This is a genomic window from Hoeflea ulvae (assembly GCF_026619435.1).
Lineage (GTDB): Bacteria > Pseudomonadota > Alphaproteobacteria > Rhizobiales > Rhizobiaceae > Hoeflea > Hoeflea ulvae.
Map to the genome: position 1 here is coordinate 1,300,947 of NZ_JAOVZQ010000001.1, position 25,280 is coordinate 1,326,226.

Genomic DNA, 25,280 nt, shown 5'->3' on the forward strand with positions numbered 1-25,280 from the left:
TGTCTCAGCCGATCATTGCTTGGTAGGCGGTTTCATCCATCAGCTCATTGGCGGAACTGGCGTCATCGAGCTTGAGCTTGAAGAACCAGCCCGCACCTGTCGGATCGGAATTGACCAGCGACGGATCATCGACGATGGCCTGGTTGACTTCGGTGATCTCGCCGGCGAGCGGGCAATAGACATCGGAAGCCGCCTTGACCGATTCCACCGTCGATGCATCCGCACCCTTGTCGAGTTTTGCGCCCACATCGGGCAGTTCGACAAACACCAGGTCGCCGAGCTGTTCGGCGGCGTGTTCGGTGATCCCGACAGTTGCGACATCGCCCTCGATGTTGAGCCATTCGTGGTCTTCGGTGAATTTGAGCATGATGTGTTCCTGTCGTGGCTTAGCGTTTGTAGTTGGAAGGGACGAAGGGGAGGGCGGCAACGGTGATTTCGAGCCGTTTGCCGCGCACTTCGGCGTAGAGCCTGGTGCCGGTGGCAGCCAGCGCCGCGGGCACATAGCCCATGGCGACGGGGGCATTGGCGCTGGGGCCGAAGCCGCCGGAGGTGACGATGCCGGCCGGCTCGCCGCCGGTTTCCTGTTCGAAGATCTCGACTTCGGCGCGGATCGGCGCCTTGCCCGTGGGCTGAAGCCCGACGCGGGTGCGCGTGGCGCCGTTTTCGAACTGTCCGAGGATCACCCCGGCGCCGGGAAAGCCGCCTTCGCGGGCTCCGCCCTTGCGGCGCACCTTCTGGATCGCCCATTTCAGATTGGCTTCCACCGGCGTGGTGGTTTCGTCAATATCGTGCCCGTAAAGGCAGAGCCCGGCTTCAAGCCGGAGCGAATCGCGCGCGCCGAGCCCGATCGGGGCGATGGATTCATCCGACAGGATCAGCCGGGCGATGCGGTCGGTTTCCTCCGCCGGCAGCGAGATTTCATAGCCGTCCTCGCCGGTATAGCCCGAGCGCGACACCACCGCCGGAACGCCGGCGATTTCAAGCACCATGACATCCATGAACAGCATGTCGGCGGCTTCGGGCGCATAGGCCGAAAGCGCGGTTTCGGCGTCCGGCCCCTGCAGCGCGATCAGCCCGCGGTCAAACTGGGCCTCGATCTCGCAACTGTCGGACAGGGCCGCCTGAATGCGGGCCAGATCGGCATGCTTGCAGGCGGCATTGACGACGAGATAGAGATGATCGCCGCGATTGGCGACCATGAAATCGTCCTCCAGGCCGCCGTCTTCATTGGTGAACAGCCCGTAGCGCTGGCGCCCGGGCTTGAGATCGGCAATGTCGACCGGTGCGATGGTTTCCAGCGCCAGCGCGGCGTCGCGCAGATCGCCGCTTTTGGGGCGGATCAGGATCTGCCCCATATGCGAAACATCAAACAGTCCGGCATGGGAACGGGTGTAGATATGCTCCTTCATCACGCCCATGGGATACTGGATCGGCATGTCGTAGCCGGCAAATCCGGCCATGCGTGCGCCAAGTTCGAGATGCAGGGAATGAAGCGGTGTCTTAAGAAGGTCTGCTGTGGTGTCCACGCGGCAGTCTCCGTCTGGGTGCGGGAAAAACTCCGCGCACGGGCCAATCTTCAGGCGTCAGACGCCTTCGAATAGCCCCCTCTGTCCTTTTGCCTGAGATTGTTATCCCTTCGGCAGACGCTAGCGGGCGCCATTCTCCAGAGTCCGTCCTGTCACGTTGGTCCTTTTGCCTGAGAGTTTCCGGGGCGGTTGCTCCTTCGGCACCGGATAACTCCGGTTTCTCCCAACGATGTCACTACCTATGATGAATTGCGGGGAATTGGCAAGAGGCAAGCGCCGGAGGCCGGGTCTGCGCCAACAGGAACATCGTGCCGGGACGTTGCCGTGGATAGAATGTTCCGGTGGCTTGCCGCGCCGGAAGCCAATTCCCGGCCAGTAGCGCCGCGCCTGCAGCGGGTCTGTGCAGCGCATCCTCATCCGTCGCCACTGAGGAACACCAGGACTGTCACCCCCGCGAGATACCCTACTGAGACGCAAAGCAATCCGCGGGCGCAGAGCAAATCCGTGTAACCGTCATCCGGGTTTTGCTCGGGATTAGTAGATTTTGGGTTGATGCTGCAGGCTTGGCGAATTGATAGCAGGATGGCATAATATATTTTAATATCAGATTGTCCGGCGCGTGGTCGATTTAAAGAAGATATGCGAGGGGATTGTTACGAAACGGCAATATCTGTGAAACAAGGCGAGGATTTATGTTATGGTTGATTGTAAGACACCCGTTTATTCTACCGATAGGCGTAAAGGGCAGATAATAGCTGCAGTGGATGCTCCGAATTTGATCGACACGTTTACGCCTCCGAAGGGAAATGCGTCATTTGCCAAGAAGGATCTGGCGGACAAATCACATTCCAGCCAGGCCAGTGTGGCGATCACCTGGGACAGTGCCGAAGTGGAGCTGGATTCCAATCTGGTGTTGGAATTGAAGAAGGCCATTGACGCGGCAAGCGCTGTTATCGGCCAATTGACCGCGCAGTCCAAATCCCTTCTCGGAGCCGTCGAAACAGTGATCCGCGAGATCGTCAAACTGCAGAAAAACAGCGAAAAACAGCTGGAACTGGCGTGGGACTTCCACGTGGATGTAAAAGAGGAATCCGCTTTTCTCGTGCGCCATTCCCAGATCGTGGAATGGAAGGCTACCAAGGTCGGCGATCTTAAAGGTACCGGGTATGTCGATGCCGTGTCCACAGTACAGCTTCCGCAGGGGTTGGCGGAGGAACTTGATGTCACGCAACGTTACTCCACCAATCTGACCCAGCCACGCTTCGCCAACCAGAAATGTCACGTCACCTATCTTTCGGCGGGAAAGCGGATTTCCAATATTCGCACGGTTCTGAAAGTCACGCTGCCTTCCGTTGCGACACAACTCGGAGCACTTCTCGAAGATCTTCTGGATCTGATCAAAGTGATCGGGACCGCGGTCGGCAAGGCTGGGCAGGCAGTCTATGACAAGCTCAAGGGATCGATAGAAAGCCTTCTGTCGCCCTTCGCTTTGAAAGCCGGCCCTGCGCCCAAGGACGAGCCGGACGCCATCGATTACCTGTCCAAGGCGCTGGAGAAATTTCTGTCGGTGCTGTCAAAGCTCGCCGGTGAAGTGTCGGGTCGCATCAGCCTCGAACAGTCGACGCTGTCCTTCCAGGCCGTTAGCGACAGCTTCTACGACACCTGGCTCAGGGCAAAGGATCGCCGCGCCAAGATCGACGCGGTCCCCGATACCAGGAAACAGGCGCAAAAGGAGAACTCCGGATCGAATGGCGAAAGTCCCGAAGATGGAGAGGTTCCGTCGGGAGACAGCAATGCCAGTCTGCCGATCCCGTGGGCAGATGGGGCGGAAGCCGTTCCGGAGAGCGCACTGATCGCAGCCGAAGTGCCTTTGAGTGGCACCCATCTGGAATTGATAGCAATCAAGGACGGCATGCGTCTGGCCTATAACCCGGTTCGGCCCGGCGCATCCGAATTCATCATTTCGGCCCGCATGCTCGAAGAGATGCAGATTGAAGAATCCAAAAAGGACAAGAAGGACCGGTGACCTGGTTCATGAGTGACGACTTGGAGGGACAGGGGTGACAACGGCGGTATTGCGGTAGAGACCGAGGAGATGTCGACAACAGCAGCATAGCCGCGCTGAGACACCTCCTCTGATCGTCGTGATCAGGCTGACTGCATGTCCAGTGCCTGGCCGTCGAAGCGGCCTGTGGTGGCGGCTTGGGCGAGCAAATGGGCGACGTCGGCGCGGGAGGCCTTGGCGGTCTTGTCGACATCGTCGCCGAGGATCACGTCGGCGCTACGGCCGTCATTGGTCAGCGCCACCGGGCGCAGGATGGCATAGGTCAGGCCCGAGGCCTTGAGGTGTTCGTCGGCCTCGTGCTTGGCCTTGAGGTAATGGGCGAGATCGCCTTCGGGTTCGGACTGGTCGGCGCCGACGGAACTCAGCATCACGAAACGGCTGACGCCGGCTTCAACCGCCAGATCGACAAGGCGCTTTGCGCCGTCGCGGTCGACCTTGTCGGTCATCTCCGGTCCGGTCGAACCGCCCGATCCGGCGGCGAAGATGACGGCATCCATGCCGTTGCAGACGCCCGATTGCAGATCGGTCAGGTCACCCTGTCGCAGGCTCACGCCCTCGGGCAGATCGCTGGTGTCGGAGCTTTCGCGCACCAGTGCCGTGGGGGCGTGGCCCTGGTCAACGAGGTCCTTGACCAGCTGCAGGCCGGTTGTGCCGGTTGCGCCGGCGACGAGAATATTCATGCTCATAATGTATTTCCTTCAGATTGAATCAGTTGGGCGGCGCCATCGGGCCTGCGGCCCGGGTTGCCGCGATATAGCCGGGCTGCTCCTGCAGCACCTTCCAGTATTCGGCGATTTGCGGGTGATCGCCGAGCAGGCCGAGTGTGTCGAGAAGCGCCAGAATGTAGGAGATCTGGATGTCGGCCAGCATAAGCCTGCTGCCGAACAGCAGCGGACCTTCGCCCGGTTCCCCGGTGATGTAGTCGAGATGCTTGCCGAGTGCCGCCCCGGCGTCATCCGGCACGTCCTTGCCCCGGAAGGCTGGCATGATCGCCTGCAAGGCGACCTCGGCAAAGGACGCTTCGACATAGTCAAACAGCGCCTCATGCCGCCAGAATTCGCGGGTGCCCCGCGGCGGCCGGTGACTCTCATCGCCATATTTATCGACCAGATAGCGCAGGATCGTCGAGGATTCGGCGATCATCTCGCCATCGTCCTCGATCACCGGCGATTTGCCCAGCGGGTGAACCCGCGACAAGGCCTCCGGCGCGCGAAACTCCGGCGTCCGGTCATAGTCGATCCGTTCGCAGGGCTGCTCGAGATCCTCGAGCAGCCAGAGCACCCGGGTGGCCCGGGAGAATTTCAGGGTGTGGAGCGTGATCATGGCAGGAAGATCGCCTTGGTATTGACGAATTCCTTCATGCCGAAGCCGCCATGTTCGCGGCCATAGCCGGAATCCTTGACGCCGCCAAAGGGCATGTTCGGATCGGCGGCACCAAAGGAGTTGATCCGGATCATGCCGGTGTCGAAGTGTTCGCGGGCGAGTTTCAGCGCACGGTCCTCATCCCGGGAGAAGATACCGCCGCCCAGGCCATAGCGGCTTTCATTGGCAAGCCGCATCGCGTCCTCGTCATCCTTTGCGCGGATGACCGAGGCGACGGGACCGAAGATCTCGTCGTCAAAAGCCGGCATGCCAGGCGCAAGGTCTGCCAGCACGGTGGCCGGATAATAGGCGCCCTTGCGGTCCGGTGCTTCTCCGCCGCACAGCACGGTGGCGCCCTTGGCGACGCTGTCATCGACCTGACTCTTGACCGTGTCGAACTGGTCCTGGCTCGACAGCGGCCCAAGCTGGGTGTCCTCGTCGGTGGGATCCCCCAGAGTAATCTCCTTCATCTGTGCCACGAAGGCATCGACAAATGCGTCATAGACCTTGTCGGTGACGATGAAGCGCTTGGCCGACACGCAGGTCTCGCCATTGTTGTAGAGCCGCCCCATGACGGAGAACTTCACCGCGGTTTCGATGTCGGCGTCTTCGAGCACCAGATAGGCGTCGTTCGACCCCAGTTCGAGCACGGTCTTCTTCAGCGCCTTGGCTGCCACCGCGCCGATGTGGCGTCCGGCGCCGTCGCTGCCGGTCATGGTGACGCCGCGGACTTTCGGGTGGGCGATCAGCTTGTCGCTGACATCATGATCGATCAGGATCACCTGAAACAGATCCTCGGGCAGACCGGCCTCGATGCACAATTCGCGCAGTCTCAGGCCCGAGCCGGTGCAGATGCTGGCGTGTTTGAGCACGCAGCCATTGCCGGCCATCAGATTGGCGGCGAGCACGCGGACCGGCTGGTAGAGCGGAAAATTCCACGGCTGAATCGAATAGATCACGCCGATGGGCTGGTAGCTGACCACGCCGCGCTTCTGTTTTGCGCCATGGGTGCGTTCTTCATCGGCCAGCAGATCCGGGCCATTATTGGCGGTGTATTCAAAGATCGCCGCGCAGATTTCGACTTCGGTGAGGCCGTCCTTGATGAGCTTGCCGGTTTCCTGTGTCATCAGGGCTGCCAGCTCATCGGCATGGTCGCGCAGCTTTTGCGCGATCTTGCTCAGATAGGGCGCGCGGTCGGCGTGGGACAGCTTGCGCCATTCCAGAAACGCCGCGTGGCAGGCCTCAAGCCGATCAGTCGCTTCAGCCTCGCTCATCCGCTGGTAGGTCTGGATTTCTTCTTCGGTGGCGGGATTGATTGTGGTGATCGTAGACATGCGGACTCCTTGTGGGACTTGCTGGGCCAACGAACGGGGCTGGCATAAGTTCCTTCAGGGGCCGCATCAGCAGAAGCGGAGGGGGTGTTCGACATCATTGGCGCCTGGACGAGCCGCGGATCACCGTCGCTGCGCCATTGGTTTCACCCCTCGCGGCCTGGCGCAGGCGCATGTCGCGGATCTGGCTGACGATCAGCGCCAGAACGAACAGACCGGTCATCACCAGCACCATGGTCGGCGCCGGCTCGCTGTCGATGTGGTAGCTCAGGAAGATCCCGGCAACGCCGCTCAACACCACCGATCCGACTGCGACGCCGAGCATGCCGGCAAATGTGCGGGCGACCAGGAAGGCGATGGCGCCGGGCGCCACCAGGAGCGCGATCGACAGGATGATGCCGACGGCCTTGAGGCTGGCGACGATCATCAGCGCGATGGCCGTCAGCAATCCGTAATGCAGCCATCCGGTCCTGAGCCCGATCGCGCGCGCATGCATGCCGTCAAAAGCCTGGGCGACGAGATCGCGCCATTTGATCATCAGGAAGGCGCCGCACAGTGCCGCCAGCAGCGCGGTGGCGCCGATGTCGGACCAGCTCACGCCCAGCATGTCGCCGAACAGGATATGATCGAGATGCAGGCTGGAACGGACGCTGACATGCAGCACGATGCCAAGCCCGAACATGCCGGAAAACACGATGCCCATCACCGTGTCCTCCTTGACGCGGCTATTGGCATTGAGCCAGCCGGTGGCGACCGCGCAGAACAGCCCCGCGGCAAAGGCGCCGATCACCAGCGGCAGGCCGGCGATATAGGCCATGACAATGCCCGGCAGAACCGCGTGGCTCATGGCATCGCCCAGGAGCGACCAGCCCTTGAGCACCATCAGCGAACTCATCGCCGCCATCGGCAGGGCGATCAGGAAGGTTATCAGGAAGGCCTTCTGCATATAGGCGAAGCGGAACGGATCGATGAAGAAGTCGAGCACAGCGTCCATCACAGGGCTCCCGCATCAGCCGTCGCGCCGCGCGCCCGGGCGCGCTGGGCCAGCAGCCCGTGCCGCGGCGCGAAGACGAAGGCCGTGAGAAACAGGCCGGTCTGCAGCATGATCACCACGCCGCCGGTGGCGCCGTCGAGGAAATAGCTCAGATAGACCCCGACAAAGGAGGTGATCGATCCGATCGCCACGGCAATGACGATCAGTCGCGGAAACCTGTCGGTCAGGAGATAGGCGGTGGCGCCGGGCGTCACCACCAGCGCGATCACCAGAAAGGCGCCGACCGTCTGCATCGCAGCCACGGTCGAGGCCGCCAGCAGCGTGAAGAACACCGCCTTGAGGGCTGTCGCCGGAATGCCGATGGCGCGCGCATGGCTCTCGTCAAAAAACACCAGCATCAGGTCTTTCCAGATCACCGACAGCACCACCAGCGTGACCACGCCGATGATGATCAGCTGCGTGGTGTCGGAAGGTGTGATCGCCAGCACATTGCCCAGCACGATGGTCTGCACATTGATCGGCGTCGGCGAGATCGACACCATGAACAACCCGAGCGCAAAGAAGGAGACGAAGATCATGCCGATGATGGCGTCCTCGCGCAGCCGTGTGTGGGCGCGGATGGCGAGCATGGCCGCGGCCGCCAGGCCTCCGGCCAGAAATGCCCCGGCGGCAAAGGGCAGGCCCAGCATGTAGGCGCCGGCAACGCCGGGCACGATCGAGTGCGACAGCGCGTCGCCGATCAGCGACCAGCCCTTGAGCATCAGATAGCACGATAAAAAGGCGCAGATCGCCCCGGTCAGCGCCGACACCCACATGGCGTTGACCATGTATCCATAGCTGAAGGGTTCAAGCAGCAGGCTCATTTGCCTCCATCCCGGCCGGCGCCCTTGTCCTTGCGGGCCTTGAGCGCGGCTTCGCCATAGATCACGAAGGGGCGTTCGTCGTCGGTCAGCACCGTGACCTGTCGATGATCGTCATCATCATGCAGATCCTGTCCGCCGAGCACAAAGTGCCGAAGCACGCCGCCAAAGGCGTTCTGCAGATTGCTCTGCGTGAACACCTCGCTGGTCAGCCCTTCGGCCAGGATGCGGCGGTTGATCAGCACGGCCCGGTCGCAGAATTCCGGCACGCTGCCAAGATTGTGGGTGGAGACCAGCATCACCCGGCCCTCGGTGCGCAGCACTTTCAAAAGCTCGATGATCTGGGTTTCCGTGGTCACGTCGACGCCGGTGAAGGGTTCGTCGAGCAGGATCACCTGGCCTTCCTGGGCCAGTGCACGGGCGAGGAACACGCGCTTTTTCTGGCCGCCGGACAATTCGCCGATCTGGCGCTTGCGGAAGCTGGTCATGCCGACCCGTTCCAGCGCCTCGTCGACCGCGGCCCGGTCCTGCGGGCGGGTCATGCGCAGAAAATTCATGTGACCGTAGCGGCCCATCATCACCACGTCCTCGACCAGAACCGGAAAGGACCAGTCGATCTCCTCGCTCTGCGGCACATAGGCGACCAGATTGCGGCTGAGCGCTTCCTTGACACCCATGCCCATGATGCTGATCTCGCCGCTGGCCAGCGGCACGAAGCCCATCAGCGCCTTGAACAGGGTCGACTTGCCGCTGCCATTGATGCCGACAAGCGCGGTGATCGAGCCCTTCGGCACGGAGAATGCGGCGCCGTCGAGCGCCCGGTTGCCGTTGCGGTAGACCACGGTGACGTCGCGGACCTGAAGCCCGGTGGTGTCGGCGGCCAGTGCGGGAGCGGAGATGTTCATGGGTTTGCCGTCAGTCCGGTGACGATTGTTTCTGATGTTACCCTGAGCAGGTCGAGATAGGTGGGCACCGGGCCACCCGGCTCCGACAGCGAGTCCACATAGAGAACACCGCCATAGGCGATGCCGGTCTCGCGCGCCACCTGCTCCGCCGGCTTGGGCGAAACCGTGCTTTCCGAGAATATCACCGGAACCTCATTGTCGCGGATCAGGTCGATGATCCGGCGCACCTGTTGCGGCGATCCCCGGCTGTCGGCATTGATCGCCCAGATCGAGGCCTCTCTGAGGCCGAAATCCCGTGCCAGATAGGAAAAAGCGGCTTCGCTGCTGACCAGCCAGCGCTTTTCCTCCGGCAGCGCCTCTATGGCGGCCCGGATCGGCGCGAAGGTGGCGGCGATCTCGGCCTTGTAGGCTTCGCCATTGGCCAGATAGGCGGCCGCATTGTCCGGATCGGTCTCCGACAGCGCGCGCACGATGTTGTCGATATAGATATCGGCGTTGCCGGGCGACATCCAGGCATGCGGGTTGGCCCGGCCTTCATAGGCGCCTTCGGCGATCATGATCGGCTCGACTCCATCGGAGAGCACATAGGCCTTCACATTGCCGAGATTTTCCAGGTAGCGCTCGAACCATGTCTCCAGCCCGAGTCCGTTCCACAGCACGACATCGGCGCCAAGCCCGCGCTTGATGTCGCCCGGCGTTGGCCGGAACATGTGGATCTCGGCGCCTTCGCGGGTGATCGAGACCACCTCGGCATGGTCGCCGGCGATGTTGCGGGCCATGTCGGCGAATACCGTGAACGAGGTCAGGACCTTGATATCGGAAAGTGCCGGGGATGCCCCGCCGAGGATGAGCCCGAAAACGAGCCCGAGACGTGTGAACAAGTGCATGGATGCTTCCTGCGAATGGTTTGCAACTTTAATCTATGCGCATTGGCGCGGCTGTCAATGCTTTTGCAAATCATTTGCAACAACCCCGTCAGAGGTGGCGCACTGCGCTGCGGCACAATGTCATCTCCACCACGGGCGCCACCGCTCCATCTAGCAGGCAGATAAAAGGAGCTCGCCATGGACGCACTTCTGCTGTCCCGCATTCAGTTCGCCGCCAACATCTCGTTCCACATCCTGTTTCCGACCATCACGATCGCGCTCGGATGGTTGCTGCTCTGGTTCAGGCTCCGCTTCAACCGGACCGGCGACCAGGCCTATATGGATGCCTATTTCTTCTGGGTGAAAGTGTTTGCGCTGTCTTTTGCGATGGGCGTTGTTTCCGGCATCACCATGAGTTTCCAGTTCGGCACCAACTGGCCGGGTTTCATGGAAAGCGTCGGCAATATCGCGGGACCGCTGCTGGCCTATGAGGTGCTGACCGCGTTCTTCCTCGAAGCCGTGTTTCTCGGCATCATGCTGTTCGGCTCCCGCCGCGTTTCGGCCCGGGTCCACACGTTGGCAACCTTTCTGGTGGCCTTCGGCACCACCATGTCGGCGTTCTGGATCCTGGTGCTGAACTCCTGGATGCACACGCCGCAGGGCTTCGAGATCCGCGACGGGGTCGCCTATGCCACCGACTGGTTCGCCATCGTGTTCAACCCGTCCTTGCCCTATCGGCTGGTTCACATGCTGCTCGCCTCCGGCTTGACGGTGGCCTTTCTGGTTGCCGGTGTGTCGGCCCTGCGCTGGCTTGTTTCTGACCGCTCCCGCGCCAACATGCTGACGCTGCGCACCGGCCTGACGCTCGGCGCCATCCTCATTCCGCTGCAGATTTTTGCCGGCGACATGCACGGGCTCAACACGCTCGAACATCAGCCGCAAAAGGTTGCCGCGATGGAGGCCAACTGGGAAACCGGTCCGCGCGTGCCGCTGATCCTGTTCGCCATCCCCGATGAGGAGGCGCGGGAAAACCGGTTCGAGATCGGCATTCCCGGCGGCGCCAGCCTGATCCTCACCCATGACCCCGACGGTGTGGTGCCGGGCCTCAACGATTTTGTCGCCGAGGACGGCACGCTGCTGCATCCGCCGGTGACGCCGCTGTTTTTCGCATTCCGCATCATGGTCGGCGTCGGCTTCACCATGCTGTTCGTGGCCTGGGCCGGAAGCTGGATGATCTGGCGCCGGGGCGACATCAACCGGCCGCTGGCCTATGTGCTGGTGCCGATGGCGCTGTCGGGCTGGGCGGCGACGCTGGCCGGCTGGTACACCACCGAGATCGGCCGCCAGCCCTGGCTGGTCAGCGGAGTGCTGAAGACGTCCGATGCGGTCTCTGCGCTGCCGGCCGGCTCTGTCGGCATCACGCTTGCCGCCTATCTGCTGGTCTATGCGGGATTGATCCTCGCTTATCTCTCGGTCATCGTCGCGCTGGCGCTCAAGGCCGCCAAGACGCCGCATGAAGCGCCTCCCGGCATCAATGATCCGGGCATCGATCCGGACCCGGCAATGGCTGTGGCAACGGGGAGGGATGCACGTGGCTGAATTCGACTGGGCCCTGTGGCTGCCCTATATCTTCGCCGCACTGATGGGCTTCGCCATCCTGGTCTATGTCATTCTCGACGGTTTCGATCTCGGCATCGGCATCCTCTCGCCGCTGGCCGATGATGCCCAGAAGGACCGCATGGTGTCGGCCATCGGTCCGTTCTGGGATGCCAACGAGACCTGGCTGGTTCTGGCGGTGGGAGTGCTGCTGGTGGCATTCCCGGTGGCCCATGGTGTCATTCTGACCACGCTCTATTTCCCGGTCGCGGTGCTGCTCATCGGCCTGATCCTGCGCGGCGTCGCCTTCGAGTTCCGGGCCAAGGTCAGTGTCGCCGCAAAGCCGGTCTGGAACCGGATGTTCTTCGTCGGATCGCTGATGTCGGCGCTGGCGCAGGGCTATATGCTTGGCAGCTATGTTCTGGGCCTGGATACCGGCTGGGCGGCAGTGGGATTTGCGGTTCTGGTCGCCGTCTGCCTGGCAGCGGCCTATGCGGCGATCGGTGCAGCCTGGCTGATCCACAAGACCGAAGGCGAGCTGCAGAAGAAGGCCGTGGCCTGGCTGCGCGCTTCGCTCGGCCTGGTGGCGCTGGGCATGGCGGCGATCTCGCTGGCCACGCCACTGGCAAGTGCCCGGATCTGGGATCGCTGGCTGGGTTTCCCCGAAACCCTGTTTCTGGCGCCCTTGCCGGTCTTGACGGTTGGTCTGTTTGCCTGGCTCTGGCAGCTTTCAGGCAAGCTGCCGCTGGAGGGCGACCGCTTGAACCTGGCGCCCTTCGCAGCCCTAGCCGGGATCTTCGCGCTCGGCTTTGCCGGACTGGCCTGGTCGTTCTACCCCTATGTCGTGCCGGGCCGGATCACCATCGCTGAAGCCGCCAGCGCCACCGAGAGCCTTGCCATCATCCTGGTCGGAACCCTGTTCGTGCTGCCGGTGATCACCGGCTACTCGATCTGGGCCTACCGGATCTTCGGCGGCAAGGCGGTGGATCTGCGCTATGACTGACCGATAGGCCGTGCTTACGCACCGCCAAGGCGGGCGTTGCGGTCGATCAGATATTTATCAAACAGCGGCAGGCTGGCAGCACCCAGCGCGCGGGCGAGGTGGCCGACGGTTCCCGGCAGGATGCCCGGCAAATGCAGGCCGCGAAGATCGTAGCGCTCCGCTTCCGCCCGCGTCGCCGCGACGATCTTTTCCCGGACATCGACCGGCAGCCCGCCATCGATGATGACATGTTCGAAATCGATGATCGAGGCTGCCGAGACGACTGCCTGGGCGAGGCCGCGGGCGACGATGCCGATCCATTCATCGGCGAAGGCCTCGAAACCATCCCAGCTGTCGGGGCTGTTCCACAGCGGCGAGGGGTCGCGTCCGGCGGCCTTGAGCATGCGTTCGAGCAGCATGATCGAGGCCCTGTCGATCAATTGCACCGGCCGACCGTCGGGCCCGGCCACGGGCAGCGGGCCGAGCGCGCCGGCATTGCCGCTGCGGCCGGAATAGATGCTGCCATTGAGCACCACCCCGCCGCCGACAAAGGTGCCGATATAGAGATAGAGGAAATCATGCAGGCCGGGATGCTTGCCGAACACCAGTTCCGCGGCACAGGCGGCGGTGGCGTCGTTCTGCAGATAGACCGGCATGTCGCAGATGGCCGCCAGTTCCGCCCTGAGATCGCATCCGCGCCACAGCTCCATCTGCTCGCGCGGCGCTTCCGCCTGCTCGGTCCAGTTCCACAGTTCGAACGGTGTGGCGATGCCCACGCCGGCGACCCGGTCGCGGAATTCCGCCGGCAAGCCTGCCAGCATCTCGGCGATACCGTCGCGGGCGAAATCGATCACCAGCCGCGGTGTCGGCCAGGGATAGCTCTTGCGCAGAGCCGTCTGCGGCTCGCCGAGAAAATTGACCAGGATGAGTTCGGCGCTGCGGCGGCCGACCTTGAGGCCAAAGAAAAACGCGCCGTCGGGATTGATCGACAGCGGCACCGAGGGTTGCCCCACCTTGCCGCGGACCGGCTCCCCCTTGACGATCAGGTCCTCGGCCTCGAGTTCGCGCATGATCACGGAACCGGTCTGCGCCGAAAGCCCGGTCATCCGCGCGATGTCGGTCTTGGTCAGGTTGCCGTGCGAATAGACAAGGCTGAGCACCAGCCGTTGATTATAGGCGCGAAGGCCGCTCTGGTTCGTTCCTCTCAGCGATCTGCTCGCCGAGCCATGGCGGTCTTCGCCGATCTTCGGGTCATCCGGCACGTGACTGTTTCCTCCCGGCACCCGTATCTCTGCACGGGCGCTCCTTGCCAGACAATGCCGTAAAGAACGGTCTCCGTCAATTATTAAATAAGATTGATTTATTTATTGACGGGGCGATCTGTTTGTGCTGTTTTAGGGAGGACGCGGAGGAAGGGAGCACGACACATTCAGTTCGCCGCGCATGCAGACTGATCTGCAGAAACACATCCCGGGAGGATCAAATCATGTCGAATTCCACACTCAAGTCCGCGCTGCTCGCAGCCGTCGCATTTGGCGCCCTGGCAACGGCGCCCGCCTATGCCGCCAGCCACAGCATCGGCGCCTGCCTGATCACCAAGACCGACACCAACCCGTTCTTCGTCAAGATGAAGGAAGGCGCGGAAGCCAAGGCCGCAGAACTCGGCGTTTCGCTGAAGTCCTATGCCGGCAAGGTTGACGGCGACCATGAAACCCAGGTTGCAGCGATCGAGACCTGCATCGCCGATGGCGCCAAGGGCATTCTCATCACCGCCTCCGACACATCTTCCATCGTGTCCGCCGTCAAGCAGGCCCGCGATGCCGGCCTCGTGGTCATCGCGCTCGATACCCCGCTTGAGCCCATCGATGCCGCCGACGCCACATTCGCCACCGACAACTTCCTGGCCGGTGAACTGATCGGCAAATGGGCCGCAGCAACGCTCGGCGATGAAGCCGCCAATGCCAGGATCGCCATGCTTGATCTGGGCGTCAGCCAGCCCAGCGTCGGCGTGTTGCGCGACCAGGGCTTCCTCACCGGCTTCGGCATCGACGTCAAGGATCCCGGCAAATGGGGTGATGAAGATGATGCCCGCATCGTCGGCAATGACGTCACCGCCGGCAATGAAGAAGGCGGCCGCAAGGCGATGGAAAATCTCCTCGCCAAGGATCCGATGATCAATGTGGTCTACACCATCAATGAACCCGCCGCCGCCGGCGCCTATGAGGCGCTCAAGGCCATCGGCCGCGAAGGTGACGTGCTGATCGTCTCCGTCGATGGCGGCTGCCCGGGTGTGGCCAATGTCAAGGACGGCATCATCGGCGCCACCTCGCAGCAGTATCCCTTGCTGATGGCGTCGCTCGGCATTGAAGCCATCGCCGCCTGGGCCAAGGACGGCACCAAGCCGGCTCCGACCGAAGGCAAGGATTTCTTCGACACCGGCGTGTCGCTTGTCACCGACAAGCCCGCTGAAGGCGTCGAGTCGATCTCCGTCGCTGAAGGCATGGACCGCTGCTGGGGTTGATTGCCTCTCCTTTTAGGTAAAAGGTATCGAGGCGGCCTTCGGGCCGCCTCACTGCAAATTACACTCCATGCGCGGCCGCAAGAGGCCTGGCGCAAGGGCGTTTATCCATGCCGTGTGACGATGGGGAGGTACCATGTCCAGTACGCAGGAATTTGAGAAAGCCGCAGCTACCAGTCCGACGACTGTCGCGGAGTTCAAGTCACATGATCAGAGCGCGGTGAAGAGGCTGCAGCATGGTCTGCACCAGACACCCTGGGCAGTGCCAGCCATTGTTCTGGTCGGCTCGATCCTTGTCTTCGGCCTGTTGCTGGGGCAGAAATTCTTCTCGCCCTTTGCGCTCACGCTGATCCTTCAGCAGGTTCAGATCGTCGGCATCCTCGGCGTCGCCCAGTCGCTTGTGATCCTGACAGCCGGCATCGACCTGTCGGTCGGCGCCATCATGGTGCTGTCCTCGGTGGTCATGGGGCTGTTTTCCTTCCGCTACGGATGGCCGGCCGAACTGGCGGTTCTCGCCGGCATCGCCTGCGGAACCTTCTGCGGGTTCATCAACGGCTTTCTCGTCGCGGTGATGAAGCTGCCGCCCTTCATCGTCACGCTGGGCATGTGGCAGATCGTTCTGGCCACCAATTTTCTCTATTCGGCCAATGAAACCATCAGGGCCCAGGACATCGCCGACCAGGCGCCCCTGCTGCAGTTCTTCGGCAACAAGGTTGCCGTCGGCGGCGCCATCTTCACCTACGGCGTGATCTTCCTGGTGCTGCTGGTCCTGTTCATGGCCTATGTGCTCAAGCAGACCGCCTGGGGACGCCATGTCTATGCCGTGGGGGACGACCCTGAAGCGGCGGAACTGGCCGGTGTCCAGGTCAAGCGCACGCTGATCTCGGTCTACATGCTCTCGGGCCTGATCTGCGCCTTCGCCGGCTGGGCCCTGATCGGGCGGATCGGCTCGGTCTCGCCGACCTCGGGCCAGCTCGGCAATATCGAATCCATCACTGCGGTGGTGATCGGCGGCATCTCGCTGTTTGGCGGACGTGGCTCGATCATGGGCATGCTCTTCGGCGCATTGATCGTCGGCGTGTTCTCGCTCGGCCTCAGGCTGCTCGGCGCGGATGCGCAGTGGACTTACCTGCTCATTGGCGTGCTCATCATCGCCGCCGTCACCGTCGACCAGTGGATCAGAAAGGTGTCAGTCTGATGGAACCCATTCTCAAGGGCCGCAACCTCGTCAAACGCTACGGCCGCGTGGTCGCACTCGACAATTGCGATTTCGACCTTCACCACGGCGAGATTCTTGCCGTCATCGGCGACAACGGCGCCGGCAAGTCGACGCTGATCAAGGCCGTCTCCGGCGCAGTCGTCCCCGACTCGGGCAAGATCTGGCTCGAAGGCAAGGAAATCAACTTCCACACACCGCTGGACGGGCGCCATGCGGGCATAGAGACCGTCTACCAGACGCTCGCCATGTCGCCGGCGCTGTCGATCACCGACAACATGTTCATGGGCCGGGAACTCCGCAAACCCGGCTTTCTCGGCAAGGTGATGCGGCAGCTCGATCACAAGGCGATGGATGCCTTTGCCCGCGACAAGCTCAACGAGCTGGGGCTGCTGACCATCCAGAACATCAACCAGGCGGTCGAAACCCTCTCCGGCGGTCAGCGCCAGGGGGTGGCGGTGGCGCGCGCGGCCGCCTTCGGTTCCAAGGTCATCATCCTGGACGAACCGACGGCAGCGCTCGGCGTCAAGGAAAGCCGCCGGGTGCTGGAGCTGATCCTCGATGTCCGCTCGCGCGGCATCCCGATCATCCTGATCTCGCACAACATGCCGCATGTCTTCGAGGTGGCCGACCGGATCCACATCCACCGGCTCGGCAAGCGTCTCTGCGTCATCAATCCGAAGGACTACACCATGTCCGATGCCGTCGCCTTCATGACCGGGGCCAAGGAGCCGCCGGAAGAAGCGATAGCGGCCTGAAACGATGAAGCCCGAACAGACCGCCGCACAGCTGGTCGATGCCGCGATCGGCAGGGCAGGGCAGAGCCAGCGCTTCATCATTGCGCTGGCTGGTCCCCCCGGTGTCGGCAAGTCAACGCTTTCGGAAGCAATGGTGGCCGAGTTCGCCAGACGCGGGCAGGGCGCGGCAATCGTCCCCATGGACGGGTTTCACCTCGACAATGCCGTGCTTGATCTGCGCGGGACAAGGGCGCGCAAGGGTGCGCCCTTCACTTTTGATGCCGATGGCTATGCCGCCCTGCTCGTGCGTCTGCGGGCTGAACCCGATCGCGACATCGCGGTTCCGGTGTTTGACCGGGCGCTGGATCTGGCCCGCGCCGGCGGCAGCATCATCACGCCTGAGCACAGGTTCCTCATCGCCGAAGGCAATTATCTGCTGCTTGACGATCCGGTCTGGGCCCAGATGGCGGCCCTTTTCGATCTCACAGTCATGCTCAGGGCAGGACTGGAGGAGTTGCGCCAGCGGCTGCTTGACCGCTGGCTTGCGCTCGGCCTTGCCTACAATGACGCCCGCACAAGGGCGATGTCGAACGACATCCCCAATGCCGAGCTGGTGCTGGGCTCGTCACGGCCAGCCGATCTCGAAATTTCCAACGCATAGCGGCCTGCGCGCCAGCATCTCCGGTAGCCCCAGCGACTGCCTTTCGGCAGCCTGCGACAAGGCCTGGTGCTGCATGATCACGGCAACAAAAAAGCCCCGGCGCTTTCACGCCGGGGCTCCAGTCAAACAGTCCGACTGAAAGACTATTCGATTTCGGCGTATTTGCCGTCGGACCAGCGGTAGAACACATAGCCCGGAAGCGACACGTCGCCCTTGTCGTCGAAGTTCAGATCGCCGAGCACGGTGCTGAAGTCGCCCGAGTTGAGGGCTTCGCGGACCGCGTCATAATCGGTCGATCCGGCAGCCGTGGCAGCCTGTGCATAGGCCTGGATGGCCGCATAGGTGTAGAGCACATAGCCTTCGGTGGTCTTGCCTGCATCCTGCAACGCCTTGACGACGGCAGCAGCGCCTTCGCTCTTGGTCGGATCCGGCGAGAAGGTCATCAGGGTGCCTTCACCAGCGTCGCCGGTGATCGCCCAGTACTCGTCGGTCACAAGCGCATCGCCCGAAACCAGAACAGTGGACATGCCCTGTTCCTTCATCTGGCGGGCCATCAGGCCGGCTTCGGTGTGGTAGCCGCCGACATAGAGCACGTCGATGCCTTCCTGCTTCATCTTCGACACCAGCGCCGAATAGTCCTTTTCACCTGCGGTGTAGGCTTCATACATCGCAGCAGTGCCGCCGCCGGCTTCGAACGAACCCTTGGTGGCGTCTGCAAGACCCTTGCCATAGGCGGTCTTGTCGTGAACGAAGGCGATCTTCTTGCCTTCGAAGTTTTTCAGCAGATAGGCTGCGGCGGTTTCGCCCTGCTGGTCATCACGGCCGCAAACGCGGTAGGTGCCGCCATCGGCGCCGCCTGGACGCTCGTCGGTGAAGGTCGGGTTGGTCGAGGCCGGCGAAATCTGGATGATGCCTTCATCGGTATAGACCGCCGAAGCCGGGATCGAGGAGCCCGAGCAGAAGTGACCTGCCACGAACACCACGCCGCTGCCGGCAAACTGGTTGGCGACAGCAACAGCCTGCTTCGGATCGCAGGCGTCATCGCCGATTTCCAGCTTCAGCATTTCGCCGTTGACGCCACCTGCGGCGTTGATGTCGGCAACGGCCTGCTCGGCGCCGGTCTTCATCTGTTCCCCAAAGGATGCATACTGGCCGGTCATCGGACCTGCGGTCGCAATGACGATCTCGGCGGAGGCCGAAGACATTGCGAACCCGAGTGCGGCTCCTGCCAAAAGAATCTTCTTCATGGTATCTCCCTGCAGCGCTTGTTCGTTTTCCAATAACCGGTCCGCAAGCGCTGATTGTGTTCGGCGCCGGTGTTGGGGGGAATGTTTCCCCGTGTACAACCATCTAAGCCGATATTTCCAAAGAAATACAGAGCTTTTTGATGGCTATTCGAGCCGCCTTTTTGTGCGGTTATTTGTCCTTCGGCCGCCAGCCAAATGGCCCGGAACGGTCGAAGGCGAAACTGTACTGCTCGGCGATTTGGCCGGCGCGGGTGAACCGCATGCCGAGAAACGCAAAAATCAGAATGACAAGGAAGTCGACGACGAAATAATAGCCCGACAACAGTGTTCCGCCGAACAGGGCGAAATGGATGAAGCGGACCGCCAGGCCCAGGATCACCATATACCAGGCGAGCTGCAGGGGCGTTCTCCAGGTCGAGGCCACCGCCCGCCCGGTCATCCAGGCGGTGCCGCCGCCCAGGATCATCGTGACGATGATGAACTCGGCGATTGAAACTTCCCACAAGAGGCCGTTTTCCATCTCTTACCTCCCCTTTGCCGGGCCGCGTTCCATGGAAGCGGCACGGCAGGTTGCAACGTTTTGAATCGGTTCACCGGCGTCGCCGCCCGGGGAAGACCACATGGCCAAGGCCCGGCATCAATGCGCTCCGCCTTCGAGATAGGCGGCGCGAACCTCGTCACGTTTGAGCAGTTCGGCGCCGGTGCCCGACAGGGTGATGTTGCCATTGACCATCACATAGCCGCGGTGGGCCAGCTTGAGCGCGTGAAACGCGTTCTGCTCGACGAGGAACACGGTAAGCCCCTCATTGGTGTTGAGCTCCTTGATGATTTCGAAGATCTGCTTGACGATCAAGGGCGCCAGGCCAAGCGACGGCTCATCGAGCAGCAGCAGTTTCGGACGGCTCATCAGCGCCCGGGCGATGGCGAGCATCTGCTGTTCGCCGCCCGACAGCGTGCCGCCGCGCTGGCTGGCGCGCTCCTTGAGCCGCGGGAACAGGTCGAAGACCCGCTTGAGATCATCGTCGAAATGCTTGTCGTCGACGAGCTGCGAGCCCATCTGGAGATTTTCCAGCACGGTCATTCGGCCGAAGATGCGGCGGCCTTCCGGAGACTGGGCGATGCCCATCCGGATGATCTCGTGGGTCGGCATCCGGGTGATGTCCTGGCCGTCGAAGATGATCTCGCCGGCACGCGCCCGCGGACTGCCGCAGATCGTCATCATCAGCGTCGACTTGCCGGCGCCATTGGCGCCGATCAGCGTGACGATCTCGCCCTTTCTGACGTCGACATCGACGCCGCGCAGCGCGACGATCTTGCCGTAATAGGTTTCCACGCCGCGAATGGTCAGGAGGTTCTGGTCGTTACTCATGACTGGCCTCCCTTGTCGGTGTCTGCGGGGGTGTTGGCGGCATGCCTGACGGGCATGTCGATCTCCTCCTCGACAGCGGCGACTTCATCCTCATCGACACCGAGATAGGCCGAGATCACCTTCGGATCATTCTTGACGGTGTCCGCGCTGCCGTCGGAGATTTTCTGGCCATAGTCGAGCACCACCACATGGTCCGAGATCTCCATGACCACGCCCATATCGTGCTCGATCAGCAGGATCGAGGTGCCGTGTTCCTTGCGGATATATTGCAGCAGATTGTTGAGCTCGGTCGACTCGCGCGGGTTGAGGCCCGCGGCAGGCTCATCCAGGCACAGCAGATGCGGCCGCGTGCACATGGCGCGGGCGATTTCGAGCCGGCGCTGGTCGCCATAGGGCAGATCCGCGGCCGGGTCGTCGGCGCGCTCAATAAGGCCGGTCTTTTCCAGCCAGTAGGCGGCGAAGTCGATCGCCTCTGACCGGGCCTTCTGGTAGCCGGGCAGGTTGAAGATGCCGCCGATCGTCATCATCGACGCGATCATCAGCGGATTGTGCTGCGCCACCAAAAGATTTTCCAGCGCGGTCATGCCGCCGAACAGGCGGATGTTCTGGAACGTCCGGGCCACCTTGGCGCGCTTGGAGATTTCGAAATCCGGCATCCGCTCCAGCAGGAACACCCGGTTGTCGCCATCATCGTTGAACTGCCGTCCGGTGCGGGTCAGGGCCTCGATCTTGTCGGACTGGAAACCTTCGCCGTGGCGCATGACGATGCGGCCCTCGGTGGGCTTGTAAAAGCCGGTCACGCAGTTGAACACCGTGGTCTTGCCGGCGCCGTTGGGGCCGATCAGGGCGGTGATGTCGCCGCGGCCGACATTGAAGCTCAGATCATTGACGGCAACCAGTCCGCCAAAGCGCATGGTCAGGTGCTCGACGGAGAGAACAACATTGTTGTCCCAGTTGTGGGCGGGGGGCGTTTTCATAGCGGTTTCCATCAGTGGCCCTCGCCTTGAGCGACCATGTCAGAGCCGATCTTCTTGCGTTCCTTGTAGACCGCGGAAGGGTTCCTGCTCGAGATGATGCCGCGTGGTTTCCACACCATGATGAGCACCATGGCCAGGCCGAAAATCAGCATGCGATACTGGGTGGGTTCGAAATCGGGGCCGAAGATTTCCTTCAGGAAGCCGAGATTTCTCAGCAGCTCGATGCCGCCGATCATCACCACCGAAGCAATGACGACACCGACCTGCGAGCCAAGCCCGCCCAGCACCACGATCGCCAGAATGATCGCCGATTCCAGAAAGGTGAAGCTTTCCGGCGAGATGAAGCCCTGGCGGGTGGCGAAGAACGAACCGGCAAATCCGGCAAACATCGCGCCGATCGAGAATGCGGTCAGCTTGGTGTTGGTGGTGTTGATACCGAGCGAGCGGCAGGCGATTTCATCCTCGCGCAGCGCTTCCCAGTGCCCGGCCGATGGGCAGCTTGCGCAGCCGCAGGGTGACGAAATTGGTGATCAGCGCCAGCACCAGGATGATGTAGTAGAGATAGATGAAGCGGTGGATGGAATCATAGTCGAGATTGAAGAACTCGGCGAAGCCGCCGGAGCGGGAGAATTCCAGGCCGAAGAAGCTCGGCTTCGGAATGCCGGAAATTCCGTCCGGACCGCCGGTGAATTCGTACCAGTTGAGCAGCACCACGCGGATGATTTCCCCGAAGGCCAGCGTCACGATGGCGAGGTAATCGCCGCGCAGCCGCAAGACCGGAAATCCGAGAATAATTCCCCATGTTGCCGCCAGCAGGCCGGCCAGCGGCAGCGCCGTCCAGAACCCGATGTCGAAATACTGCGCCAGCAGCGCGAAGGAATAGGCGCCGACGGCGTAGAAAGCCACATAGCCAAGGTCGAGCAGTCCGGCGAGGCCGACCACGATGTTGAGACCCCAGCCGAGCATCACATAGGTCATGATCAGGATCGCCAGATCGATGAACTGGCGGTCGCGATCGGGATAGATCAGCATCACGAGGAACGGCAGCGTCAGCGCGATCAGTAGCAGGAACGGCCCGAGAAACCTGCCTACAACCGTCGTCAGTCCGGCGGGAACCGTGATGTTCAGCTCCCGGGTGACCGGCTTTTTCGCCTTGAACACGAACAGGTTGAGCAGCAACCGGCCGGCAAAGACAATGGCAATCGCCAGGAACCACAGGCCCCAGCGGTAGGTCAGGTCAAGACCGCCGGTGACAATGTCGGTTCGCAGCGCAAGGAAGAAGAAGCCCAGCACGGCGACAAGAACGGCGGCTATCGCCGCATCCTTGACGGATTCGGCCATCAGGCCGGTTTTCGGAGCGGCAGCCATTAGACTTTCTCGACTTCGGGTTTGCCGAGCAAGCCGGACGGCATGAAGATCAGCACGATGACCAGGATGGAGAAGGCGGCGACGTCCTTGTATTCCACCGAGAAATATCCCGACCAGAACACTTCGATCAGACCGATCAGCAGCCCGCCGAGCATGGCGCCCGGAAGCGAGCCGATCCCGCCCAGCACGGCTGCGGTAAACGCCTTAACACCTGCGAGGAAGCCGATGTAGAAATCGATCACGCCGTAAAGCAGTAGGAACATGAAGCCCGCCACGGCGGCGAGCGCCGCGCCCATCACAAAGGTCAGCGAGATGGTGCGGTCGACATTGACGCCGAGAAGTGCGGCCATCTTCTGGTCCTGCTCGCAGGCACGCTGCGAGCGGCCCAGAGAGGTCTTGGAGATCAGCAGCGAAAAGCCGATCATCAGCGCCAGGGTGGTGAAGATGATGATCATCTGCATATAGGACAGCTGCACCGCGATGGTGCCGTTCTCGGTCACGCCCTCGATCAGCGTGACGCCGCCCTGGATCTGCGGGGGCAGCGGCTTGACGCGCGCACCCTGGGTGATCTGGACGAAGTTCTGCAACACGATCGACATGCCGATGGCGGTGATCAACGGCGCCAGCCGGAACGAGCCGCGCAAGGGCCGGTAGGCAAGCCGTTCCACCGTCCAGCCCCAGGCCGAGGTGAAAAGCATGGCCACCAGCAGCGTCAGAAACAGGATCAGCGGCAGTGCGGTGATGCCCAGGGCGACCAGCGCCAGGAAGGTCGCAAGCGCGATGAACGAGCCCACCATGAAAATGTCGCCATGGGCGAAATTGATCATGCCGATGATGCCATAGACCATGGTGTAGCCGATGGCGATGAGCCCATAAATGGAACCCAGGGTGAGTCCATTGATAAGCTGTTGCAAAAAATATTCCATGAGGCAGCGGTCCCTCTTGTCTTTTTCTGGGGGCGCTTTGATGCGCCCTCTTTCCCCTGCCTGTCTCTATATCGTGTTTTCCGGAGCCGAGAATAGGAAAAAATGGCCGGTTGCAAGTTTTCAGAATTTCAATCGATTAAATGAAAAATGTCCTGCAAAATCCTAGGTTTCCGTGGTTCATGAACCGGAAAACCTGCAACCGCGGGTGTTTCGGGCGGCAAATCCGGCCCAAATCACCTGATGCGCTTGAGAAATCCGTCGGGCGCCACGGTGATCAGCAGTTTCTTGTCGATTCTGCCGTCGATCTCGAAATTCGCATCGCGCTTCAGGAATGCATGGACGGCGGATTTCGGACCATTGCCCGGCCCCCGGGGACGGTCGGCCGACATATGTTCCGGCATGTCCTCGAGCAGGGTGTCGAAAACGATGCAATAGCTGCCCGGCGAGACCAGCGGCGCATAGGCCTCGAGCTCGGCCAGGACATGATCACGGGTGTGGTTCGAATCCAGGCACACCAGGATCCGCTTGTAGCCTGAGGCGATTGCGGCCACCTGGGCGATTGTGGCGGCGGCGATGCTGGAGCCTTCGATCATGTCGATGCGCGGGGCCAGGGGATGCGCCTCGATGGCTTCGCGGTTGTGCGCCCGGATGTCGATGTCGATGCCGAGAACCTTGCGTTTCGGGTTGCGCGGGTCAAGCATTTCGCCACGCTCGGTGGCGTCACACAGATCGAGCAGCGCCAGCAGCGAGGCCGAATAGATCAGCGAGCCGCCATGGGCGATGCCGGTTTCGATGATCAGGTCCGGCCTGACCTTCCACACCAGTTCCTGCAGGGCCCAGGCATCATTCGGAAACTGGATTGCCGGACGGCCGAACCAGGAGAAATTGTAGCAATATTTGTGACGCGCCGACTCACTGAGCCAGGTTCTGGACAGCGCCTGCAGATCGCCATCAGCAGCAAGTCCGTCGATATTGTGCTCCACCTCGGCGCGAAATGTTTCATGCGGGTCCATCGATAAAATCCTTCCAGTTCCGCGTCTCTGACGCGATTGCCGCCACACCGTCGCGGCCGCAATTGGCGACCAGATCCAGCGCGGTGACATGGGGCGTGAACGCGCCATGCAATTGAGGGTAGGGCGTCCGCTGATAGTCCATATAGGACACCGATACAGCTTCGGCTTCAAAGCGCGCGTGGTCGAGATAGTTTCGCGCCCCGTGTCCGGTGACATAATCCGTGCCGCCGACCGCCTTGACCAGCGCCAGCACCCGCTCGCTGCCGGAGCCCGCGATGCCCAGGCTCCGGGAATCGACGAAACGTGTCGCGCCATCCAGACCGAAATACCGGCTCAAAGCCAGCATGCTTTCGCGAGCCAGGTCCGCGGCGGTCTCGTGTCCGCCGTCGATCACGGTTGTTGCCAGCGCCAGCGCATCGGCCGCATAGGGCGCGCCGTCAAGGCTCTGCGCCAGCATCGCCAGATGGCGATGCCGCCAGTCGGGCGAGGGCTGCAGCCGGACTGCGTCGATCGTCTGTCTCAATTGATGATCGTGCAGCGGCGCCGTCATCCAGGCCACCCCGCCAGGCATCTTGACCTGAACCCGGTTGCAAAAACCGCCCTTGGAAAATTGGACGTCGTCATAGTGGATGAACACGTCGGCAAGACGGATCTGCTCGAGCATGCCCACCCAGGGAAAATACATCGACTGGCTGATCACCACTCTCATGGTGCGACATACTCCATTTTGCGCGTCGTCACCAAACCGGCAAGCCATTGCC

At 61.9% G+C, this 25,280-nt stretch carries 24 protein-coding genes, 1 pseudogene and 1 riboswitch; of the genes and pseudogenes, 7 read left to right on the plus strand and 18 right to left on the minus strand.

Annotated features, from left to right (window positions below):
• Nucleotides 1–4: 4 nt before the first annotated feature.
• Entirely contained in the window at nt 5–367 is a 363-nt protein-coding gene (gene gcvH / locus OEG82_RS06120; protein WP_267611549.1) for a glycine cleavage system protein GcvH, read from the minus strand.
• Nucleotides 368–386: 19 nt separating this feature from the next.
• Nucleotides 387–1,526 carry a glycine cleavage system aminomethyltransferase GcvT gene (gene gcvT / locus OEG82_RS06125; RefSeq protein WP_267611550.1) on the minus strand — a complete coding sequence of 380 codons (1,140 nt, stop codon included), beginning with the start codon at nt 1,524–1,526 and terminating at the stop codon, nt 387–389.
• Between the two features lie 148 nt (nt 1,527–1,674).
• A riboswitch (glycine riboswitch) is annotated at nt 1,675–1,762 on the minus strand.
• A 539-nt stretch (nt 1,763–2,301) separates the two neighbouring features.
• Here gcvT and OEG82_RS06130 point away from each other — a divergent pair.
• The gene (locus OEG82_RS06130) at nt 2,302–3,552 is read left to right on the plus strand and encodes a hypothetical protein (RefSeq protein WP_267611551.1); all 1,251 of its coding nucleotides are present in this window, start codon (nt 2,302–2,304) and stop codon (nt 3,550–3,552) included.
• A gap of 122 nt (nt 3,553–3,674) precedes the next feature.
• On the opposite strand, the gene OEG82_RS06135 is transcribed toward OEG82_RS06130, so the two are convergent.
• The 7 genes from OEG82_RS06135 to OEG82_RS06165 form a co-directional block, all read right to left on the minus strand.
• Complete coding sequence (locus tag OEG82_RS06135) at nt 3,675–4,277, minus strand: SDR family oxidoreductase (protein WP_267611552.1); 603 nt, start codon at nt 4,275–4,277, stop codon at nt 3,675–3,677.
• Between the two features lie 22 nt (nt 4,278–4,299).
• Nucleotides 4,300–4,914, minus strand: coding sequence for a glutathione S-transferase family protein (locus OEG82_RS06140; protein ID WP_267611553.1), 615 nt, complete (start codon nt 4,912–4,914; stop codon nt 4,300–4,302).
• On the minus strand, nt 4,911–6,287 hold the full coding sequence (locus OEG82_RS06145) for an NAD-dependent succinate-semialdehyde dehydrogenase (protein ID WP_267611554.1): 1,377 nt from the start codon (nt 6,285–6,287) through the stop codon (nt 4,911–4,913). Before OEG82_RS06145 ends, OEG82_RS06140 begins: the two co-directional genes overlap by 4 nt.
• A 94-nt stretch (nt 6,288–6,381) precedes the next feature.
• A complete protein-coding gene (locus OEG82_RS06150) occupies nt 6,382–7,278 on the minus strand; it encodes a metal ABC transporter permease (protein ID WP_267611555.1) in 897 nt (298 codons plus the stop codon).
• Nucleotides 7,278–8,141 (minus strand): metal ABC transporter permease, encoded by an 864-nt coding sequence (locus OEG82_RS06155; RefSeq protein WP_267611556.1) that lies wholly within the window; start codon nt 8,139–8,141, stop codon nt 7,278–7,280. The genes OEG82_RS06150 and OEG82_RS06155 overlap by 1 nt, the downstream gene beginning before the upstream one ends.
• A complete protein-coding gene (locus OEG82_RS06160; protein WP_267611557.1) occupies nt 8,138–9,043 on the minus strand; it encodes a manganese/iron ABC transporter ATP-binding protein in 906 nt (301 codons plus the stop codon). The genes OEG82_RS06155 and OEG82_RS06160 overlap by 4 nt, the downstream gene beginning before the upstream one ends.
• Nucleotides 9,040–9,930 carry a metal ABC transporter substrate-binding protein gene (locus tag OEG82_RS06165; RefSeq protein WP_267611558.1) on the minus strand — a complete coding sequence of 297 codons (891 nt, stop codon included), beginning with the start codon at nt 9,928–9,930 and terminating at the stop codon, nt 9,040–9,042. Before OEG82_RS06165 ends, OEG82_RS06160 begins: the two co-directional genes overlap by 4 nt.
• A 177-nt stretch (nt 9,931–10,107) precedes the next feature.
• Here OEG82_RS06165 and OEG82_RS06170 point away from each other — a divergent pair, with 177 nt between their 5' ends.
• Together OEG82_RS06170 and OEG82_RS06175 are read left to right on the plus strand one after the other, a co-directional pair.
• Nucleotides 10,108–11,508, plus strand: a complete 1,401-nt coding sequence (locus OEG82_RS06170; RefSeq protein WP_267611559.1) for a cytochrome ubiquinol oxidase subunit I — start codon at nt 10,108–10,110, stop codon at nt 11,506–11,508.
• Nucleotides 11,501–12,508, plus strand: a complete 1,008-nt coding sequence (locus OEG82_RS06175; RefSeq protein WP_267611560.1) for a cytochrome d ubiquinol oxidase subunit II — start codon at nt 11,501–11,503, stop codon at nt 12,506–12,508. The genes OEG82_RS06170 and OEG82_RS06175 overlap by 8 nt, the downstream gene beginning before the upstream one ends.
• A gap of 14 nt (nt 12,509–12,522) precedes the next feature.
• Here the strand turns inward: OEG82_RS06175 and OEG82_RS06180 are convergent, their stop codons facing one another.
• On the minus strand, nt 12,523–13,749 hold the full coding sequence (locus OEG82_RS06180) for an ROK family transcriptional regulator (RefSeq protein WP_267611561.1): 1,227 nt from the start codon (nt 13,747–13,749) through the stop codon (nt 12,523–12,525).
• A gap of 224 nt (nt 13,750–13,973) precedes the next feature.
• Here OEG82_RS06180 and OEG82_RS06185 point away from each other — a divergent pair, with 224 nt between their 5' ends.
• From OEG82_RS06185 to OEG82_RS06200, 4 genes are all read left to right on the plus strand, one after another.
• On the plus strand, nt 13,974–15,008 hold the full coding sequence (locus OEG82_RS06185) for a sugar ABC transporter substrate-binding protein (protein ID WP_267611562.1): 1,035 nt from the start codon (nt 13,974–13,976) through the stop codon (nt 15,006–15,008).
• A gap of 133 nt (nt 15,009–15,141) precedes the next feature.
• Entirely contained in the window at nt 15,142–16,203 is a 1,062-nt protein-coding gene (locus OEG82_RS06190; RefSeq protein WP_267611563.1) for an ABC transporter permease, read from the plus strand.
• Entirely contained in the window at nt 16,203–16,979 is a 777-nt protein-coding gene (locus OEG82_RS06195; protein WP_267611565.1) for an ATP-binding cassette domain-containing protein, read from the plus strand. The genes OEG82_RS06190 and OEG82_RS06195 overlap by 1 nt, the downstream gene beginning before the upstream one ends.
• Before the next feature lie 4 nt (nt 16,980–16,983).
• Nucleotides 16,984–17,619 carry a nucleoside triphosphate hydrolase gene (locus tag OEG82_RS06200; protein WP_267611566.1) on the plus strand — a complete coding sequence of 212 codons (636 nt, stop codon included), beginning with the start codon at nt 16,984–16,986 and terminating at the stop codon, nt 17,617–17,619.
• Between the two features lie 143 nt (nt 17,620–17,762).
• On the opposite strand, the gene OEG82_RS06205 is transcribed toward OEG82_RS06200, so the two are convergent.
• From OEG82_RS06205 to OEG82_RS06240, 8 genes and pseudogenes are all read right to left on the minus strand, one after another.
• Complete coding sequence (locus OEG82_RS06205; RefSeq protein WP_267611567.1) at nt 17,763–18,866, minus strand: branched-chain amino acid ABC transporter substrate-binding protein; 1,104 nt, start codon at nt 18,864–18,866, stop codon at nt 17,763–17,765.
• A gap of 169 nt (nt 18,867–19,035) precedes the next feature.
• A complete protein-coding gene (locus OEG82_RS06210; RefSeq protein WP_267611568.1) occupies nt 19,036–19,386 on the minus strand; it encodes a DUF6867 family protein in 351 nt (116 codons plus the stop codon).
• A 117-nt stretch (nt 19,387–19,503) separates the two neighbouring features.
• Complete coding sequence (locus OEG82_RS06215) at nt 19,504–20,235, minus strand: ABC transporter ATP-binding protein (protein WP_267611569.1); 732 nt, start codon at nt 20,233–20,235, stop codon at nt 19,504–19,506.
• A complete protein-coding gene (locus OEG82_RS06220) occupies nt 20,232–21,212 on the minus strand; it encodes an ABC transporter ATP-binding protein (RefSeq protein WP_267611570.1) in 981 nt (326 codons plus the stop codon). Before OEG82_RS06220 ends, OEG82_RS06215 begins: the two co-directional genes overlap by 4 nt.
• An 11-nt stretch (nt 21,213–21,223) precedes the next feature.
• Nucleotides 21,224–22,580, minus strand: a pseudogene (gene livM, locus OEG82_RS06225) (high-affinity branched-chain amino acid ABC transporter permease LivM).
• On the minus strand, nt 22,580–23,506 hold the full coding sequence (locus OEG82_RS06230; protein ID WP_047031134.1) for an ABC transporter permease subunit: 927 nt from the start codon (nt 23,504–23,506) through the stop codon (nt 22,580–22,582). The pseudogene livM and the gene OEG82_RS06230 overlap by 1 nt, the downstream one beginning before the upstream one ends.
• Before the next feature lie 233 nt (nt 23,507–23,739).
• A complete protein-coding gene (locus tag OEG82_RS06235) occupies nt 23,740–24,519 on the minus strand; it encodes a cephalosporin hydroxylase family protein (protein WP_267611571.1) in 780 nt (259 codons plus the stop codon).
• Nucleotides 24,506–25,228: a WbqC family protein gene (locus OEG82_RS06240; protein WP_267611572.1), complete on the minus strand. Its 723-nt coding sequence runs from the start codon at nt 25,226–25,228 to the stop codon at nt 24,506–24,508. The genes OEG82_RS06235 and OEG82_RS06240 overlap by 14 nt, the downstream gene beginning before the upstream one ends.
• Nucleotides 25,229–25,280: the final 52 nt, after the last annotated feature.

Excerpts from the sequence above, each read along its gene's own strand:
- OEG82_RS06205 (WP_267611567.1), bottom strand. The coding sequence starts at position 18,866 with ATGAAGAAGATTCTTTTGGCAGGAGCCGCACTCGGGTTCGCAATGTCT.
- OEG82_RS06230 (WP_047031134.1), bottom strand. The coding sequence starts at position 23,506 with ATGGAATATTTTTTGCAACAGCTTATCAATGGACTCACCCTGGGTTCC.
- OEG82_RS06160 (WP_267611557.1), bottom strand. The coding sequence starts at position 9,043 with ATGAACATCTCCGCTCCCGCACTGGCCGCCGACACCACCGGGCTTCAG.
- OEG82_RS06215 (WP_267611569.1), bottom strand. The coding sequence starts at position 20,235 with ATGAGTAACGACCAGAACCTCCTGACCATTCGCGGCGTGGAAACCTAT.
- OEG82_RS06155 (WP_267611556.1), bottom strand. The coding sequence starts at position 8,141 with ATGAGCCTGCTGCTTGAACCCTTCAGCTATGGATACATGGTCAACGCC.
- OEG82_RS06190 (WP_267611563.1), top strand. The coding sequence starts at position 15,142 with ATGTCCAGTACGCAGGAATTTGAGAAAGCCGCAGCTACCAGTCCGACG.
- OEG82_RS06150 (WP_267611555.1), bottom strand. The coding sequence starts at position 7,278 with ATGGACGCTGTGCTCGACTTCTTCATCGATCCGTTCCGCTTCGCCTAT.
- OEG82_RS06220 (WP_267611570.1), bottom strand. The coding sequence starts at position 21,212 with ATGAAAACGCCCCCCGCCCACAACTGGGACAACAATGTTGTTCTCTCC.
- OEG82_RS06145 (WP_267611554.1), bottom strand. The coding sequence starts at position 6,287 with ATGTCTACGATCACCACAATCAATCCCGCCACCGAAGAAGAAATCCAG.
- OEG82_RS06140 (WP_267611553.1), bottom strand. The coding sequence starts at position 4,914 with ATGATCACGCTCCACACCCTGAAATTCTCCCGGGCCACCCGGGTGCTC.
- OEG82_RS06170 (WP_267611559.1), top strand. The coding sequence starts at position 10,108 with ATGGACGCACTTCTGCTGTCCCGCATTCAGTTCGCCGCCAACATCTCG.
- OEG82_RS06235 (WP_267611571.1), bottom strand. The coding sequence starts at position 24,519 with ATGGACCCGCATGAAACATTTCGCGCCGAGGTGGAGCACAATATCGAC.
- OEG82_RS06240 (WP_267611572.1), bottom strand. The coding sequence starts at position 25,228 with ATGAGAGTGGTGATCAGCCAGTCGATGTATTTTCCCTGGGTGGGCATG.
- OEG82_RS06165 (WP_267611558.1), bottom strand. The coding sequence starts at position 9,930 with ATGCACTTGTTCACACGTCTCGGGCTCGTTTTCGGGCTCATCCTCGGC.
- OEG82_RS06135 (WP_267611552.1), bottom strand. The coding sequence starts at position 4,277 with ATGAGCATGAATATTCTCGTCGCCGGCGCAACCGGCACAACCGGCCTG.
- gcvH (WP_267611549.1), bottom strand. The coding sequence starts at position 367 with ATGCTCAAATTCACCGAAGACCACGAATGGCTCAACATCGAGGGCGAT.
- OEG82_RS06195 (WP_267611565.1), top strand. The coding sequence starts at position 16,203 with ATGGAACCCATTCTCAAGGGCCGCAACCTCGTCAAACGCTACGGCCGC.
- OEG82_RS06210 (WP_267611568.1), bottom strand. The coding sequence starts at position 19,386 with ATGGAAAACGGCCTCTTGTGGGAAGTTTCAATCGCCGAGTTCATCATC.
- OEG82_RS06200 (WP_267611566.1), top strand. The coding sequence starts at position 16,984 with ATGAAGCCCGAACAGACCGCCGCACAGCTGGTCGATGCCGCGATCGGC.
- OEG82_RS06185 (WP_267611562.1), top strand. The coding sequence starts at position 13,974 with ATGTCGAATTCCACACTCAAGTCCGCGCTGCTCGCAGCCGTCGCATTT.